This window comes from Micromonospora sp. GCM10011541 (assembly GCF_042650725.1).
In the GTDB taxonomy this organism is placed as follows: domain Bacteria; phylum Actinomycetota; class Actinomycetes; order Mycobacteriales; family Micromonosporaceae; genus Micromonospora; species Micromonospora sicca.
In genome coordinates this window covers 1-16820 of record NZ_JBHSBP010000058.1, presented here as the reverse complement: position 1 = coordinate 16820, position 16820 = coordinate 1, and the positions used below count along the sequence as shown (strand labels likewise).

The following is a 16820-nucleotide window of genomic DNA, read 5'->3' as shown; positions in this document are numbered from 1 at the left end:
ACGAAGGGAACACCTCCCATGAGAAGACCGAGACGGCTCGCCGTCGCCACCGCCGCCCTGCTGGCGGCCGGCCTGACGGCGGCCGCCGGGGCGAGTCCCGCCCAGGCGGACCGGGACCGCCCGCACGACGTCCACCCGGCCCTGCGCTCGCACCTGGTCGCCTTCTACGACTTCGACCACCCCGTGGAGGGCGACGTCGCGCTCGAGCGCGACCAGGGCCGCTCCGGCACCGAGATCGAGCTGATCAACGGTGGCTCGGCGATGCGGGTGCCCGACCAGGCGTACAAGGGCAGCGGCAACGCGTTGCAGACCCGGCAGGTCAACCCCGAGGTGACCGGCAACGACGACTGGAAGGCCGGGACCTGGTCGGCCAGCGGCGTACGGACGCTGCGCGCGTTCAGCGGCGCCGAGGGTACGACCGTGATGGGCTGGTTCAAGCGGGAGATGGACGGCCCGGCGCTCAACTCCACCACCGCCAACCCCACCGACCGGTTCAACGCCATCGGGTTGGCCGGCGTGCTGACCGGCGACTCCGACGGCCACGGCGTGCGGGCCCTGCTCGAGCTCATCGACGTCAACGGCGAGCTGCGACTGGTCGCCCTCGGCCGGCGCCTCGACGGCGGCAACTCGCAGACGTTCGCCGCGAGCGAGGACTGGCGGACCCTGCTGCCCAAGGGCGAGTGGGTGCACCTCGCCGCCACGTACGACTTCACCACCGGCACCATGGCGCTCTACCGCAACGGTGAGCCGGTCGACGGCTTCTACACGCGCAACGACGACCCGTGGCAGGTGTCGGGGCCCGGCCCGCACGTCACCACCGCCTCCGACCCCCGCGGCATCAAGATCGGCGGGAGCTTCCCGCAGAACACGCTGGAGCGGAACCCGTGCGACTGCCGCATGGACGCCCTCATGTTCCTCGACAGCGTGATCCCGGCGGGCGACATCGCCAAGCAGTACCGCTACATGGCCCGCTGACCATCCTCGGCACCGTCCCACCGAGAAGGAGAACCCGCGTGTTCATTCGCGCTGGCAGCACCGGCAGGCTCCGTAGAGCCGCGCTGACGGCCGGAGTCACTGCCGCCACCCTCGTCCTGTCCACCCTGGTCGCGGCGCCCGCCCGGGCCGCCGGGGCGATCTACGACCCGATTCCCGAGATGCCGACCCAGTCCCGGCTGGGCCTGGTCCTGCAGGAGTACGCCAGCTTCCCGCAGTCGTCGCCCAACCCGGCCCCGGTCGACCAGCGGCTGATGCGGAAGGCCCGGATCAACACCATCACCGAGCTGCCTGACGGCTCCGGTCGCCGTGCGGTACCGGACCTCAACGGCAACCTCTACCTCGTCGAGAACGGCGTGCCGCACGTCTACCTGGACGTGGCCGCGACGTTCGCGCCGCAGTTCTTCTCCGGCCGCGGTCTCGGCCAAGGCTTCGGGTACGTCGCGTTCCACCCGGACTTCGGCCGCAACGGCCGGTTCTACACCATCCACACCGAGCAGGCGTCCCTCGCCACGAGGACCCCGGACTACGCCCAGCCGAACACCATCTACCAGGGCGTCATCACCGAATGGACGGCGATCGACCCGGCCGCGGACACCTTCTCCGGCACTCACCGGGAAGTCCTGCGCATCGGGTTCGGCGGCCAGATCCACGGCATCCAGGAGATCAACTTCGACCCGACCGCGAAGCCGCACGAGAGCGACTACGGGCTGCTGTACCTGGCGGTCGGCGACGGCGGGCAGGGCGCGCGCAACACCGACCCGCAGAACATGGGCATGCCGCACGGCAAGCTGCTGCGTATCGACCCGCAGGGCAGCAACTCGCCCAACGGCCGGTACGGCATCCCGGCGGCCAACCCGTTCGTGGGGCAGGCCGGCGCGCTCGGCGAGATCTACGCCGTCGGCTTCCGCGACCCGCACCGGTTCAGCTGGGACCGGGCCACCGGCCGGATGTACCTGGGCCACATCGGCGAGCACGCCGTCGAGTCGATCTACGAGGTCCGGGCCGGCGACAACTTCGGCTGGAGCGAGCGTGAGGGCTCGTTCGTCTTCGACAAGACGGCCACGAACCCCTGCGACAAGCTCTACCCGCTGCCCGCCGACGACGAGAAGTACGGCTACACCTACCCGGTGGCCGCGTACGACCACGATCCCGCGCCCGGGTGGAACTGCACCTCGGACGTCGGTGTCGCGGTGGCCGGCGGGTTCGTCTACCGCGGGCACGAGCTGCCGGCCCTGCAGGGCAAGTACGTCTTCGGTGACCTCGTCGACGGCCGCATCCTCTACACCGAGGCGCACGAGATGCGCCGCGGTCAGGGGCTCGCCACGATCCACCGGCTGGCCCTGTTCACCGCGGCGGGTGCGCCGGTCCGGATGCAGGACCTCTCCGCGCCTGGCGCGCCGGGCGACCCCAACCGGGTCGACCTGCGCTTCGGCACCGACGCGGCGGGCGAGCTCTACATCCTCGCCAAGGCCAACGGGAAGATCTGGAAGGTGGTCGGCACCAGGACGGTGGCGGACGGCGACGTCGGCGACACCAAGCTGGTCCAGACCGGCGGTGCGGAGAACTGGGCGCCGGTGACGCCGTCGAAGTGGCAGTTCGACGGCGACGAGGTGATCCTCGCCGAGGCCGGTGCCAGCCGGCCGGGTCCGCGCCGGCCGTTCGAGTACGCCGTGCTGACCGCCGGGCCGGTCTGGTCGTCGGTCGAGATCGAGGCCCGGGTCCGGCTCGACACGCCGGTGGAGGTCACCAACCGGGACGTGATCATCGTCTTCGGTTGGCAGTCGGACACGCAGTTCTACTACGCCCACCTGTCGACCGACAACACGATCTACCCGCACAACGGCATCTTCAAGGTGAACAACGCCGACCGGGAACGCATCGAGGTCCAGTGGAACGGGCGGTCGCGCGGGGCGAACCCGGCGATCATCGACGCCGACTGGCACAAGGTGCGGGTCGTGCACCTGCCGGCCACCGGGGAGATCGCGGTGTACGTCGACGGGAGCAACGATCCGCTGATGACCGCGAAGGACACCACGTTCGGCTCTGGTCGGGTGGGCTTCGGCTCCTTCGACAACGTCGGCCGTACCCGTCTCTTCACCGTGACGGGCTCGCCGGCCTGACGAACGAACACCGCGGGGGCGGCGGCAACCTCGCCGTCGCCCCTGCCGCGTCTCGGGAGCCGTTGCTCTGTACCCTGAGCTGCGAGGGCCCGAGCGCTCAGCCCAACGACCTTGTGCGTTCACCCGGGGTGGCAGGGAGTGCCCGCGGTGACCTACGCCGTCCGCCCCCCGTCGGCCTGGGCCAGTCCACAGCTCGAGCACACATATCCCCGTTTGCGACCACGCCGTCCGCCGGACCGACCTCGGTTGGCGCCGGCCGCCCGCATCGGCATCTGCTGGGGAGAACACACGTGCCCATCAAGAGCGCTAAGCAGTCCGCCCGGACCGATCAGCGACAAACCCTGCGCCCGAGCCTGATCGACCAGCTCCTGCGCAATCCGCACGTCCAGCCTCGTCGGAGCCCGATCTCCCACAGCCGCCATGTCCTCGGCAGGAGTGTCGTTCTTCGTCAACGACGATCCTTCCCGGCTGGAGCAACCGCTCCAGTCTCCCGGACCACCGCCTCACCCACGATCTTTCTGACGGACCCCCTTGACTTCCATAGGATCAGTGAGCATCGGGAAGCTCAGGTGGCGGGATGAATTATGCGTCTTTGCGCGAACTGTCGCGGCCTCGGCTGCTGTCCGGCTTAAGCAACTCTTTCGCCTGGGGCGCACCCTCGATGTGGAAGCTCCGACTTGCTCGCTATTGGCGTTTGGGAGGGTGGGTGCGTGCGTGGCGCGGGCGATGCCGTCGGAGAGCGGCCCGCATGGTATCGATGCAGGCTCCTCGGGCGGCGTCTATTTGGTCTCGTGGGTAACGGACCGGCAGGTTCATCTCGGCGTCGGTGATGAGCAGGGGCTGCTGCCACGCCTGCTGCATCTGGCGCCCGGCTTGGATCTTGGCAGCGCGAACGAGCGTGGCGTAGCTGGCGGCAACCTCGGGGCGCTTCGATCTGCAGGAGTGCTTGGTGGTACGCGAGTCTGGATTGGATCTTGAGGTGCGTCGCTCGGCGGCGTCATCGTCGGCCGTCGGCGACCTTTCCCGGGTATGTTCTCGGGCGAATCAAGAAAAGCCCCGTAGCCCGTCGCCCCGCGCGCCCGTGGCTGCGGGGCTTCTGGCGCCCGCCAGACCTAACGCGCCCCACCGACACTCCCCAGCGTCGCGACACGAGGTCCCGTCGCAGATCGCCCACACAGGAACGAGCGACGTTGCGCTTTGCATTGACAAAACACGTCTGCCCAGCCGTGCGCCTGAACTCGGGGTGCGACCTCATCAACTGCTCGTACTGACGGTGCCCGGGTACTGGTCAGCTGAGCCCGAAGAGATGCGTGTCGCTGCCCTTCGGGCGGCCGTAGATGTCGTGCGGCGTGAAGCCGAGCGTCACGTGCAGCGTGGCCGGCGGCAGGCCGGTCTCCGCACGCAGCGCCTGGATCGCGGGTGAGTCGGCGATGATGTAGTACGTGACAGCGGTGTCCGTGCGCAGCGATCCGATGCCGTACAGGTGCAGCGAGGCCAGTCCGGGGCGTCGCACCATCCGCGCCCAAGCCGCCGTGACGTCGACGCGCAGATCTGGCGGCGAGACTGCGGTGACGTGGTACGTGGCAGGGCCGTCGCGCCGGGCCTTGCAGGCCGTCAACTCCGCGAGCCTGTCGGCGCCGACCTGGCGCCTCAGCGCCTCGAGGTACCGGGCAACAACCGAACCGGGTACCGCAGCGCCGACGTACCTCAGGCCGTCCAGGTCAGCGAGGTTGGCCAGTCGGACATCGACCGTCACTGTCGGTGCCGGGCTCGCGGGTACGGGGTGGGTCATGGCACACCTCGGGTCGGCAGGCCGACACCATATCGCAGCATGGTCGGCTCGGCTACGCCGATGCCATCGGGATGGATTTGGCGTTCGCGACCGAGACGGCGCCGGGCGGTACCCACGAGGACCACCTGCCGTGTTTGTGGGGTTTGCGATCGACCTCGACGGGTCACCCAATTAGGACAAACGAGCCCGCCCTGAGGTCTACGCCGGTCGGACGCCAACTTCGATGTTTGCTGAGGTGCTCTGTTAGGAAGCGGACTACGTTGGACTCTCCTGCTTGCGACAGCTTCGAGGTAGGGCTTGCGTTAGGCAATGCGTGGATCCAGCTTGGAGGAGGACGGGTGGTCACCCGGCGGCGAGCCGGTCGGCCAGTACTGCACCAGCCTCGGTCAACCACCGCGCCAGGTCTCGAAGCGCCGCGTCGACCCCGCCGGCGAGCTCCACCAGCGACACCGCCGCCGACACCGGCCCCGGTCACCTGGCCGGCGAGCGAGTCGGGCGCGACGAGGACGCGCATCAGTCCGCGAGGACGAGCTGGAGGTACCGGTCCTTCATCGTGGCCAGCACCTGGTCCGGGTCGGTGGCCCACACCTCGGCGTTGAAGATCTCCACCTCGGTGTCGCCGCGGTAGCCGGCCTCGGCGACCGCGCGGGTGAACGGCGGGAAGTCGATGTGCCCGTCGCCCATCATGCCGCGGCCGAGCAGCACGTCGGCCGGGAGCGGGGTGAGGAAGTCGCACACCTGGTAGCTGGCGATCCGCTCGCCCGCCCGCGCGATCTGCCGCCACACGTCGGGGTCCCACCAGATGTGGAACGTGTCGACGACGATCCCGACCTGGTCGACCGGGAACTGCTCGGCGAGGTCGAGCGCCTGCCCCAGGGTCGACAGGACCGCCCGGTCGGCGCAGTACATGGGGTGCAGCGGTTCCAGGGCCAGCCGTACGCCGTGCTCCCCGGCGTACGGGGCCAGCTCGGCCAGCGCGTCGGCGACCCGCTGACGGGCGCCGCGCAGGTCGCGGGAGCCGGCCGGCAGGCCGCCGACCACCATGACGAGGCAGTCCGTGCCCAGGCCGGCCGCCTCGTCGACGGCGCGCCGGTTGTCGTCCAACGCCGCGCGGCCGGCCTGGCCGGTGGCGGTGAGGAACCCGCCGCGGCACAGCGAGGACACCCGCATCCCGGCGTCGGCGACGATCTTCGCGGCCCGGGCGACGCCGATCTCGGCCACCGGTTCGCGCCACAGCCCGATCGCCGGGATGCCGGCGCGGACGCAGCCCTCGACGGCCTCGCGTACCGACCACGACTTCGTGGTGCGCTGGTTGAGCGAGAGGTGCGCCAGGCGGGGGTCGACCGCCGGCGGCGCGGCGGTCACGCGGTCACCCCGGCGACCGACAGGTACCGGCGCATCCGCTCGACCGCCAGGTCGGGGTCGAGCAGCAGGCCGGCGGCGTCGGCGAGGCGGAACGCCTGCACCAGGTGCGGCATGCTGCGGCCGCTGTGCAGCCCGCCGACCATGGTGAACCCGGGCTGGAAGCCGTTGAGCCAGGACAGGAACGCGATGCCGGTCTTGTAGTACTGCGTCGGCGGGGCGAAGACGTGCCGCGACAGCGGCACGGTGGGGTCCAGGATCTCCCGGAAGCCCGTCCGGTCGCCGGCGTCGAGGCGGTGCAGCGCCGCCGACGCGGCCGGGGCGATGGCCGCGAAGGCGCCGAGCAGCGCATGGCTGAAGCGCCGGTCGTCGCCCGCGATCAGCTCCGGGTAGTGGTAGTCGTCGCCGGTGTAGACGCGGACGGTGGCCGGCAGCAGCTCGCGAAGCCGGACCTCGCGGTCGGCGTCGAGCAGCGACACCTTGACGCCGTCGACGACGTCGGCGTGGGCCTGCACCAGCGACACGAACGTCTTCGTCGCCGCGTCGAGGTCGGCCGAGCCCCAGTAGCCGGCGAGCGCCGGGTCGAACATGTCGCCGAGCCAGTGCAGCACCACGGGCGCCGTGGTCTGCGACAGCACCTGATCGTAGACGCGCAGGTAGTCGTCCGCGCCGGTGGCCAGGGCGGCGAGCTGCCGGCTGGCCATGACGACCGCGGTCGCGCCGCACTCCTGCACGAAGGCGACCTGCTCGGTGTACGCGGCGACCACCTCTTCCAGGCTGCGCGGCACGCCGGTCAGCTGGTCGGTGGCCGCCCCGGCGACGATCCGCCCGCCGCACGCGGCGGCCTCGGCGGCGCTGCGCCGGATCAGCTCCCGGGTGGCCGCCCAGTCGAGCCCCATCCCGCGCTGCGCGGTGTCCATCGCCTCGGCGACGCCGAGCCCCCACGACCAGAGGTTGCGCCGTACGCCGAGGGTGGCGTCCCAGTCCAGCCGGGCGGGCCGGCCGGGGGCGTTGTCGGCGTACGGGTCGGCGACGACGTGCGCGGCCGCGTACGCGATCCGGCTGCTCGCCGGCGCCGCGGGCCGCTGCCAACCGGCGGGCTCGCGCAGCGTCAGCCGCTCGGTGGCGCCGTCCACGCCGGGCAGGGAGATGCCGGCGGTCACAGGCCGATCTCCTCGATCTCGACCCGCCGTCCCTCCCGGGCCGAGCGGAGGCCGGCCTCGGCGAGCTGCACACCGCGGACGCCGGCGAGGAAGTCCCACGGGAACGGCTCGTCCTCGACGACGTGCCGCAGGAACGCCTCCCACTGCACCTTGAAGCCGTTGTCGAAGTCCTCGTTGTCGGGGACGGTCTGCCACTGGGACCGGAAGTCCTCGGTGGCCGGCAGGTCCGGGTTCCACACCGGCATCGGCGTGGCGCCGCGGTGCTGGATGCGGCAGTCGCGCAGGCCGGCGACCGCGCTGCCGTGGGTGCCGTCGACCTGGAACTCGACCAGCTCGTCCCGGTACACCCGCACCGCCCAGGAGGAGTTGATCTGCGCGGTGATGCCACCGGCCAGCTCGAAGATGCCGTACGCGGCGTCGTCGGCGGTCGCCCGGTAGGTCTGGCCGTTCTCGTCGACGCGCTCGGGGATGTGGGTGGCGATGTGCGCGGTCACGGCGGTCACCGGGGCGAAGATCTGCTCCAGCACGTAGTGCCAGTGCGGGAACATGTCGACGACGATGCCGCCGCCGTCCTCGGTCCGGTAGTTCCAGCTCGGCCGCTGGGCGGTCTGCCAGTCACCCTCGAACACCCAGTAGCCGAACTCGCCGCGTACCGACAGGATCCGGCCGAAGAACCCGCTGTCCACCAGCCGCTTGAGCTTGCGCAGCCCGGGGAGGAACAGCTTGTCCTGCACGACGCCGTTCTTGACGCCCTTCGCGGCGGCGAGCCGGGCGAGTTCCAGCGAACCGGTCAGCCCTTCGGCGAGGGGCTTCTCGGTGTAGATGTGCTTGCCGGCCTCGATGGCCGCCCGGATGGCCTTCTCCCGCTGCCCGGTGACCTGGGCGTCGAAGTAGATCTGGTGGGACTCGTCGGCGAGCGCGGCGTCCAGGTCCGTCGTGTACGAGGTCAGCCCGTGCCGGGCGGCGATCTCGGCGAGCCGGGCTTCGTTGCGGCCCACCAGGGTCAGCTCGGGCCAGATGCGGCTGCCGTCGCGGGCGGGCAGGCCGCCCTGCTCGCGGATGGCGAGCAGGGACCGGACGAGGTGCTGCCGGTATCCCATCCGTCCGGTCACGCCGTTGAGGATGATCCCGATAGACGTGCGCTCCACGTGTGTGTCCTTCCAGGTCCGGTGGTTATTCGGCGGTCGTCGTCGCTCCGAGCAGGTCCCGGATGCGGCCCGTGGCGCGGGCGAACTCCGGCGCGGCCATGGTCTGCCCGTAGTCCCGCTCGACCGGCAGGTCGACGTTGATGACCTCGGCGACGGTGCCGGGGCGAGGGGTCATGACGATCACCCGGTCGGCCAGGTAGACGGCCTCCGCGATGGAGTGGGTGACCAGCAGCACGGTCGTGCCGGTCTCCCGCCAGATCCGGCGCAGCTCGACGTTCATCTGCTCGCGGGTGAGCGCGTCGAGCGCGCCGAACGGCTCGTCCATGAGCAGCACCGGGGGGCGGTGCAGCAGCGCGCGGCACAGGGCCACCCGCTGCTGCATCCCCCCGGACAGCTCGTTCGGGTACGCGTCCTCGAAGCCGGTCAGGCCGGTCATCGCGATCAGTTCCTCGACGCGCTGTCGTGCCTGGGTCTTCGGCATCCGGCGCATCTCGGCCTGGATCAGGATGTTGCGCCGCGCCGTGCGCCACTCCAGCAGGGCGGCCCGCTGGAAGACGTACCCGATGTCGCGCCGCGGCCCCCGGACCTCCTCACCGTGCAGCCGCACCTGGCCGGACGAGGGCCGCAGCAGGCCGGACACCAGCTTCAGCAGGGTCGACTTGCCGCAGCCGGAGGCGCCGACGATCGAGACGAACTCGCCCGGTTCGATGCGCAGCGAGACGTCGGTGAGCGCCGTGACGTCCTTCTTCTTGGTGTGGAAGCGGACGGCGACCTGATCGATGTCGACCGCGGCGCCGGTCGCCGTGGCGTCCGTGGGCCGCTGCGTGGCGGTGTTTCCGACCGTCATCGAGGTCATCCCTTCGGCGCGAAGCTCGCGTCCCAGTAGGTCGCCGGCGACTCCGCCTTGGTGATGACACCGGCGTCGGCGAAGACGCCGATGGTCTTGTTCCAGTCGGACTCGTCGTTGACGCCCGGGGCCTGGCCCTTGGTGGCGTCGGTGTGCAGCAGCTGGAGCGTGGCGTTGAACTGGTCGGTGAGGACCTTCGTCGAGGGAAGCTGCTGCGAGGCGCCCCGCATGGCCTCCACCGCGCCGCTCGGGTTGCCCTGGGCGACGGACCAGGCCTCGCTGCTGGCCGCGACCATCCGCTTGACCAGGTCCTTCTTGCCGTTGATCGTGTCGCCGGAGGCGAGCAGGCCGTTGCTGTAGAAGGTCAGGCCGTGCTCGGCGAACTTGAGGTAGGAGACCGGCTTGCCGGCCTTCTCCTGCATCGTCGGCCCCTGGTCGGTGGCGAAGCCGAGCAGCGCGTCGGTCTTGCCCGACATGACGGCGGCCATCTTCCCGGCGGGGTCGGTGTTCTGCAGGGTGACGTCGGTCGGGCTCATGCCGTTGGCCTTGAGGAAGGCCGGGAAGGTCTTGCTCAGCGCGTCGCCGGCGGTGGATGCGATGGTCTTGCCCTTGAGGTCGGCGGGCGAGCTGATGTTCTTGTCGCTGAAGAACTGCACCGACGACGGGGTCGTCTGGAGGAACACCCCGACGCTCTTGACGTTCATCCCCTGGCTCACGGCGGACAGCAGTGCGGGCGTGTCGGCCCAGCCGAAGTCGGTCTGACCGGCGGCGGTGGCCTGGACGGTCTTCTGCGAGCCCTGGCCGGCCTGGATGGTCAGGTCGATGCCGTGCTTGGCGAAGATGCCCTGCTTCTTGCCGAAGTAGAACGGCGCGTGTTCGCCGTAGGGGTACCAGTTGAGAGTCAGGGTGACCTTGTCGAGGCCCTGAGCGTTCTTGGCCTGCTCGCCCGAGTCCGAGCCGCAGCCGGCGGCGACCAGCAACAGCGCCGGCATGAGCGCGGTGGCGAGGGTGCGCAACTTCATGCGAGGTTTCTCCTATTCAGAGCGACGTCGTAACGGCGTCGGTACGGCGGCTTGCGTGCCAGGGAAGGACGAAGTACTCGAGCAGTTCCACGACCACGAACAGGACCACGCCGAGCAGCGACATGATGAGCAGCCCGGCGAAGAGCATGGGGGTGTCGAGGTTGCCGTTGGCCTGGAGGATGACGTAGCCGAGGCCCTCGTTGGCGCCGACGAACTCGCCCACCACCGCGCCGGTGACGGCCATCGTCGCGGCGACCTTGAGGCCGGCGAACAGGTGCGGCAGCGCGGCGGGGAACCGGATCTTCCGGAAGGTCTGGGCGGGACCCGCGCCCATCGTGGCCGACAGTTGCAGCATCTCGGGGTCGATCGACTTCAGGCCGGTGACCGTCGAGATGACGATGGGGAAGAAGGCCATCAGGACCGCGACGACGATCTTCGGCGTGAGCCCGAAGCCCAGCCAGACGATGAACAGCGGCGCGATGGCGATCTTCGGAATGACCTGCGCGAACAGCAGAAGGGGGTAGAGACTCTTCTCGATCGTGGGGGAGTACACCATGACGACGGCGGACAGCACACCGACCGCGATCGCGATCGCGAAGCCCAGCACCGTCTCGTAGCTGGTGATCCAGGTGTGGTGCGCGAAGTAGCCCGACTGGGCCAGGACGACGTCCAGCGTCCTGCCGGGCGAGGGAACCAGGTACGGCTTGACGAGGTTCGCGGCGGTCACCGCCCACCAGACGACGAAGATCGCCACGAGGACGGCGGCCGGGCGCCAGGTCTTGCGGACGAACCGGGCCACGGCCGTCCCCGCCCCGGCCGGGCGGCGCGCGGTCGACGTGGGACCGCTGGGGGAAGCCGGCCGCTCCCGGTGCTCGATGGTGCTCTGCGCGGCCATGACCCTCCGTTCTCCCTGGCTGGCCGGCGATCCCGGGTTCACAGCCGCTGGGTAGGCGCGTGCCGTCGGCGAGCCGGGGAGGGGGGTCCGCCCGGCTCTGAATGCGCTTTCAGTAAGCGCTTTCAGGCTGCTACGGTAACCACGCCGAAATAATCCGGTCAAGAACTTCCGCAGGGGAGACTCGATGCAGCCACGGACGCACGTGACGTTGGAGGACGTGGCCAGAGCCGCCGACGTCTCGCTCGCCACGGCCTCCCGGGCACTCAACGGCACCCGGGTGACCCCGCACCTGCGCGACCGGGTGCTGGCGGCGGCCGAGCAGCTGGCGTACACGCCGAACGCGCACGCCCGGGCCCTCGCCGGCGCCTCCCACCGCACCGTCGGCGTCATCTGCCACGACGTCAGCGACCCCTACTTCGCCGCCGTGGCCGGCGGGGTCATGCGGGTCGCCGGGGACAACGACCTGCTGGTGATGCTGGCCAGCACGTTCCGCGACCCGGAACGCGAGATCGCATACGTGTCGATGCTGCGCGCCGAGCGGGCCCCCGCCATCCTGCTCATCGGTTCCGGCTTCGAGGACCCCCGGTGGGAACGGGCCCTCGAAGCCGAGCTGAAGCCCTACCTCGACGGCGGAGGCCGCGTCGCGGTGGTCAGCAGGCACCGCAGCCTGCGCGTCGACAGCGTCCTGCCGGAGAACCGGGCCGGGGCCGCCGCCATGGCCCGCGCGCTGCTCGAACTGGGACACCGCCGGTTCGCGGTCCTCACCGGCCCCCCGATGCTGACCACGGTCGCCGACCGGCTCGGCGGATTCCGCGACGAGCTCAAGAAGGCCGGCGTGACCCTGGCCGCCACCGACATCGTCGAGGGCCCCTTCACCCGCGACGGCGGCTACGGCGCGATGAGCGAGCTGCTGGCCCGCGGGCTGGAGGCCACCTGCGTGTTCGCGCTGACCGACGTGATGGCCATCGGCGCCTGCGCCGCCCTGCGCGACCACGGCCTGTCCGTGCCGAACGACGTGTCCGTCGCCGGTTTCGACGACATCCCCGCCGTCCGCGACCTCACGCCGCCGCTGACCACGGTGGCGCTGCCGCTGCAGCAGCTCGGCGAGAAGGCGATGGAACTCGCGCTCACCGAGAACACCGGGCGGCGCCGCCGGATCCACCGGATGGGCGGCGAGGTGGTCATCCGAGCCAGCACCGCGAAGCTCACCTGACGACGACCTCCGCACCGAAAGGCGGCTCCGTGACCCTTCCCGCCACCGCGCTGGCCGGACTGACGATCGACTCCGTCGAGACGTACGCCGTCGCCCTGCCCACCGTGCGCTCCTTCGGCGTGTCCGGCGGGTCGGTCGCGGTCGCCGGCACCCCCAGCATCCGCGTCCTGGTGAAGGTCAGCGCCGACGGCGTCACCGGCTGGGGTGAGGCGACACCCATCCCGGCCTGGACCTACGAGACCGCGGAATCCATCGTCACCACCATCGACCGTTACCTGGCGCCGGCGGTCCTCGGCCGCTCCTGCTGGGACCTCGACGGGGTGACCACCGCCTTCGACCGGGCCGTCAACCGCGGCTTCACCATCGGGGCGCCCCTGGCCAAGTGCGCCGTCGACGTCGCGCTGCACGACCTGCTCGGCCGGGCGCTCGGCGTGCCGGTCGGGATGCTGTGGGGCCAGCGCCGCCGGGAGACCATCGCGTTGGGCTGGATCGTCTCCGGGCAGACCGCCGGTGAGGTCGCCGACTGCGTGGCGGAGGGACGCGCCCTCGGATACCGGGCCTTCAAGGTGAAGGTCGGGCTGCACACCGAGGCCGAGGACGTGGCCGTGGTGCGCGCGGTCCGGGCCGCCGCGCCGGACGCCGCGCTGTGGGTGGACGCCAACCAGGGGTACACCGTCGACGCCGCCCTGCGGGTGGCCCGCCGCCTGGCCGACCTGGACGTCACCACGTTCGAGCAGCCGTTGCCCGCCAACGACATCGCCGGGCTGCGGCGGCTGCGGGACGCGTCGCCCGTGCCGGTGGCGCTCGACGAGAGCCTGCGCCATCCCAGCGACCTGGCCACCTTCGTCAAGCTGGACGCGGTGGACGTGGCCATCGCGAAGGTGCAGCGCAGCGGCGGCCTGACCCTGTCGCGCCGGCTCTGCGCGCTCGCCGAGGACAGCGGGGTACGGCTGATGGGATCCGGGCTCACCGACTCCGACCTCGGCCTCGCCGCCTCGCTGCACCTGTTCTCGGCGTACGGCATCGACACGCCCGTGGACCTCAACGGACGCCAGTTCGTGACCTCGTCGTACGCCACCGGCGCGACCGTCGAGGTCGGCGACGGGGTCGCCCGGGTACCGACCGGCCCCGGACTCGGCGTGGACGTCGACGAGTCGGTGGTGCGGGACCTCGCCGTGGACGTGCTGAACAGGTAGCCGGCCGGTCAGCCGCGTGCGGCCCCGAGACCGAGCAGGACGGCGAGGCCGAGGGCGCTGCGCGGGGCGTACGGCACCCGCCACAGCCCACCGTGCGCCGCGGCGTACGCCTCGTCCTGCCACGGGTGGGCGTGCGCCGGGCCGCCGCCGGTGCGCAGGTCGTGCACCAGCAGCGCGGCCATCAGCGTGTTGCTGGTGGCGGGTTCGAACACCTCGTTGGTCACGCAGGTCGAGCCACTCGGGGGTGGCCAGGACGGCGCGTACCGCTTCGGCGCAGGACGGTTCGACGACGCCGGCGGTGACCCAGGCGTCGAGCCGGCGGCGCAGGTCGTCGCCGCGCAGCCGCTGCCCCCGGTAGGGCAGGGAGAGTTCCCGCTCGGCCGCGCCGGTGCCGGTGACGGTGGCCGTGTGCAACGCCGGCCCCGCGGGGGCGGTGAAGACCTCGTCCAGCGCGGTCTCCGGGCCGTCGTCCGGGACCACCCGCATCCGGGCGTGCAGGGAGGCGAGCCCGTCGCGGGCGACGGTCACCGCCGCCTCGCGGGAGAGCAGCCCCGCCTCGACCAGGCGGCGGAAGTGTCCGAGGTAGCCGTGCCGCCAGTTGGTCTCGTGTTCGGCCGACCGCGCGCCGACCGGGTCGACGGCGCGCAGGGCGTCGGCGACGACGGCGCGGCCGAGCGCGGACGTGCTGCGCGTGCCGTCGGCCATGGGGAACACCACCCCGGTCGTACGTTCCACGGCCACTGCTCTCCTCGTCCGGCGCCCGGCGCGGACGTCGGCTGCCACTCTGCCGCATCCGGTCGTGGTGTGCACCGTGGCATCCCGCCGCGGCTCCCCGACGGCGCCGTCGTCGACCGGTAACCTGCCCGCCGGCCGGCCGGTCACCCGGTCGACGTGGTCGCGCCGGTCGCGTCGTCGCCGGCGAGGCGGGCGTGCAGGTGCATGTCGTGCCAACCGTCGACGTGGTACCCCTCGCCGCGTTTCGTGCCTTCCGCGGCGAAGCCGGCGCGCTGCGCCACCCGGCACGACGGAGGGTTGGCCGTCGAGTGGCTCAGCTCCAAACGGTGCAGCCGCAGCGTCCCGAAGCACCATTCGGCGAGCGCGGCCAGCGTCCGCGGGGCGACGCGCCGGCCGCGCGCGCCCGGCAGCACCCAGTACGACACCTCCGCCAGGCCCTCGGCGAGGACGACCCGGCGCAGGCTGAGCTGCCCGACCACCCGGTCGGCGTCGACGATCGCCCAACCCGCGCCGGTCTCGCCGCGCCACCGGCCCGGCCAGGCGGCTATCCAGTCCGCCGCCTCGCCGTCGGTCATCGATCGGCAGTGCCAGCGCTGGATGGCCGGGTCGGCGTAACCGGCCACCACGGTGGGGCGGTCCGCCGGTTGCCAGGGCCGCAGCAGCAGGCCCTCGGCGGCGATCCGGGGTTGCGGCGACGCGGCCATCCACCCGGGCGGCACGGCGGGTCCGACGAGCAGCGGCACGGGCCGACTCTAGGCTGCCGTCGGCGCCGCCCGGGACCCGCCTGCCGCGACCGTCGGCGGCCGGATCACCGACGCCGGGCGGGGACCCGGGTGGCCGGCCGGGTGCGTTCGGCGTCGACGCCGACCAACTCGGCGAACCGGGGGTCGACCGCGAGCAGCGGGCGGGGTCCGAACAGCGCCATCCCGGTGAGCAGCTCGTCCGTGCCGCGCTCGCTCCACGCCGGCCGGCGCTCCGGGTTCAGGTCGGCGTGGGCGCGGCGGTGCTGGCGCAGCAGCCGCCGGGCGGCCGACCCGGTCTCGGGCACCTCACACAGCCACCAGCCGGTCAACGCCGTGGCCAGGCAGCAGAGCAGCAGGCCGGCCACCGACGCGGGGCCGCCGGCCGTACGCCCCTCGACCGCGCTGTCGACCAGCCGGGTCACCCCGACCGCGGCCACCGCGAACACCGGCAGGGTGCCGAGCGCGATCCGCCGCCGCTGCGCCGGGGTCAGCAGCCAGCCGTCGCGGACCAGCCGGCCGACCAGCCGCCGCAGGGCCCGCCCGACGGCGGGGTCGGCGAGCACGGCCGCCCAGGTCTGTGGCCTGCGCAGCGCGGCGTGCAGGGCCCGGACCAGCGGGGCCGAGCCGGCCGGGGGCGGACCGTCGACCGACAGCGTCGACAGCTCACCCCGGCGTACCGCGCCGGCCCGGCGCAGCGCCGCCACGCCGACCTGGCAGGCCAGCCCGGCCCGGTCGGTGAGGTACGCCAGCTCGACGGTGGTCAGCGGCTCCCCCCGGGTACGCCAGCCGGTGAGCGTTCTGATCGACAGGGCGACGGCCAGCGCCCCGGCGACCGCCGCCACATAGTCGAAGAGGAAGAGTGGACCGCTGACACCCCAGAGCATGGCGACAAGTGTGACTCCTCTGACGATGGCCAGCCTCGTCGCCGGCACACTCGGGGCGCCGTATGTGGCACGATCTGGCAGGTGACCAGCAGACCTGCTGCGGCGCAGCGACTGAGCGACCTCGCCCGGCTGCGCCGCGTCCGGGACCGGATCGACCGGGAGTACGCGCAGCCGCTGGACGTCGAGGCGCTCGCCCGCGGCGCGCACATGTCGGCCGGGCACCTCAGCCGCGAGTTCCGGCGCGCCTACGGGGAGTCGCCGTACGGCTACCTCATGACGAGACGCATCGAGCGCGCGATGGCGCTGCTGCGTCGTGGTGACCTCAGCGTCACCGAGGTCTGTTTTGCGGTCGGCTGCGCGTCGCTGGGCACCTTCAGCACTCGTTTCACCGAGTTGGTCGGTGTGCCGCCCAGCGTCTATCGGGACCAGGCGGCGCGTGCGACGGCGGGGATGCCGCCGTGCGTGGCGAAGCAGGTGACCAGACCGGTCAGGAATCGAGAAGCGCCGGCCGCCGAGCCGCACCTAGCGTGACTGCCATGGACATCACCATTCACACCAGCTCCCTCCCGCACACCGACCCGGACGCCTCCCTGGCCTTCTACCGCGACACCCTCGGCTTCGAGGTCCGCAACGACGTCGGCCAGGGCAAGATGCGCTGGATCACGGTCGGACCCGCCGACCAGCCCGACACGTCCATCCTCCTG

16 protein-coding genes are annotated in these 16820 nt (G+C 71.8%); 6 read left to right on the top strand and 10 right to left on the bottom strand.

Features of this window, described 5'->3' with window-relative positions; all coding sequences use genetic code 11:
- Positions 1-18 precede the first annotated feature (18 nt).
- Both ACFOYX_RS25580 and ACFOYX_RS25575 read left to right on the top strand, forming a co-directional pair.
- Positions 19-975, top strand: a complete 957-nt coding sequence (locus ACFOYX_RS25580) for a LamG-like jellyroll fold domain-containing protein (protein ID WP_109805657.1) — start codon at positions 19-21, stop codon at positions 973-975.
- Positions 976-1013: 38 nt separating this feature from the next.
- Positions 1014-3116: a PQQ-dependent sugar dehydrogenase gene (locus ACFOYX_RS25575; protein WP_322439350.1), complete on the top strand. Its 2103-nt coding sequence runs from the start codon at positions 1014-1016 to the stop codon at positions 3114-3116.
- Positions 3117-4404: 1288 nt separating this feature from the next.
- On the opposite strand, the gene ACFOYX_RS25570 is transcribed toward ACFOYX_RS25575, so the two are convergent.
- From ACFOYX_RS25570 to ACFOYX_RS25540, 7 genes are all read right to left on the bottom strand, one after another.
- Positions 4405-4908, bottom strand: coding sequence for a hypothetical protein (locus tag ACFOYX_RS25570; RefSeq protein ID WP_322439349.1), 504 nt, complete (start codon positions 4906-4908; stop codon positions 4405-4407).
- Positions 4909-5421: 513 nt separating this feature from the next.
- On the bottom strand, positions 5422-6273 hold the full coding sequence (locus ACFOYX_RS25565; RefSeq protein WP_322439348.1) for a sugar phosphate isomerase/epimerase family protein: 852 nt from the start codon (positions 6271-6273) through the stop codon (positions 5422-5424).
- A complete protein-coding gene (locus ACFOYX_RS25560; protein WP_322439347.1) occupies positions 6270-7433 on the bottom strand; it encodes a dihydrodipicolinate synthase family protein in 1164 nt (387 codons plus the stop codon). The genes ACFOYX_RS25565 and ACFOYX_RS25560 overlap by 4 nt, the downstream gene beginning before the upstream one ends.
- A complete protein-coding gene (locus ACFOYX_RS25555) occupies positions 7430-8581 on the bottom strand; it encodes a Gfo/Idh/MocA family oxidoreductase (RefSeq protein WP_322439346.1) in 1152 nt (383 codons plus the stop codon). The genes ACFOYX_RS25560 and ACFOYX_RS25555 overlap by 4 nt, the downstream gene beginning before the upstream one ends.
- A gap of 25 nt (positions 8582-8606) precedes the next feature.
- Positions 8607-9428: an ABC transporter ATP-binding protein gene (locus ACFOYX_RS25550; protein WP_322439345.1), complete on the bottom strand. Its 822-nt coding sequence runs from the start codon at positions 9426-9428 to the stop codon at positions 8607-8609.
- 5 nt (positions 9429-9433) lie between these two features.
- Positions 9434-10450: an ABC transporter substrate-binding protein gene (locus ACFOYX_RS25545; protein WP_322439344.1), complete on the bottom strand. Its 1017-nt coding sequence runs from the start codon at positions 10448-10450 to the stop codon at positions 9434-9436.
- 16 nt (positions 10451-10466) lie between these two features.
- A complete protein-coding gene (locus ACFOYX_RS25540) occupies positions 10467-11345 on the bottom strand; it encodes an ABC transporter permease (protein ID WP_322439343.1) in 879 nt (292 codons plus the stop codon).
- Positions 11346-11529: 184 nt separating this feature from the next.
- Here ACFOYX_RS25540 and ACFOYX_RS25535 point away from each other — a divergent pair, with 184 nt between their 5' ends.
- Both ACFOYX_RS25535 and ACFOYX_RS25530 read left to right on the top strand, forming a co-directional pair.
- The gene (locus ACFOYX_RS25535) at positions 11530-12558 is read left to right on the top strand and encodes a LacI family DNA-binding transcriptional regulator (protein WP_322439342.1); all 1029 of its coding nucleotides are present in this window, start codon (positions 11530-11532) and stop codon (positions 12556-12558) included.
- Positions 12559-12587: 29 nt separating this feature from the next.
- Positions 12588-13754 (top strand): enolase C-terminal domain-like protein, encoded by a 1167-nt coding sequence (locus tag ACFOYX_RS25530; protein ID WP_322439341.1) that lies wholly within the window; start codon positions 12588-12590, stop codon positions 13752-13754.
- 8 nt (positions 13755-13762) lie between these two features.
- Here ACFOYX_RS25530 and ACFOYX_RS25525 read toward each other — a convergent pair whose 3' ends face one another.
- From ACFOYX_RS25525 to ACFOYX_RS25515, 3 genes are all read right to left on the bottom strand, one after another.
- A complete protein-coding gene (locus ACFOYX_RS25525; protein ID WP_322439340.1) occupies positions 13763-13978 on the bottom strand; it encodes a hypothetical protein in 216 nt (71 codons plus the stop codon).
- 654 nt (positions 13979-14632) lie between these two features.
- Positions 14633-15232: a GNAT family N-acetyltransferase gene (locus tag ACFOYX_RS25520; RefSeq protein WP_322439339.1), complete on the bottom strand. Its 600-nt coding sequence runs from the start codon at positions 15230-15232 to the stop codon at positions 14633-14635.
- A 65-nt stretch (positions 15233-15297) separates the two neighbouring features.
- Positions 15298-16116, bottom strand: a complete 819-nt coding sequence (locus ACFOYX_RS25515; protein ID WP_322439338.1) for a TIGR04222 domain-containing membrane protein — start codon at positions 16114-16116, stop codon at positions 15298-15300.
- A gap of 81 nt (positions 16117-16197) precedes the next feature.
- Here ACFOYX_RS25515 and ACFOYX_RS25510 point away from each other — a divergent pair, with 81 nt between their 5' ends.
- Complete coding sequence (locus ACFOYX_RS25510) at positions 16198-16647, top strand: helix-turn-helix transcriptional regulator (RefSeq protein WP_322439337.1); 450 nt, start codon at positions 16198-16200, stop codon at positions 16645-16647.
- Between the two features lie 5 nt (positions 16648-16652).
- A partial coding sequence (locus tag ACFOYX_RS25505) for a VOC family protein (protein WP_377534089.1) occupies positions 16653-16820 on the top strand: 168 nt, incomplete at its 3' end.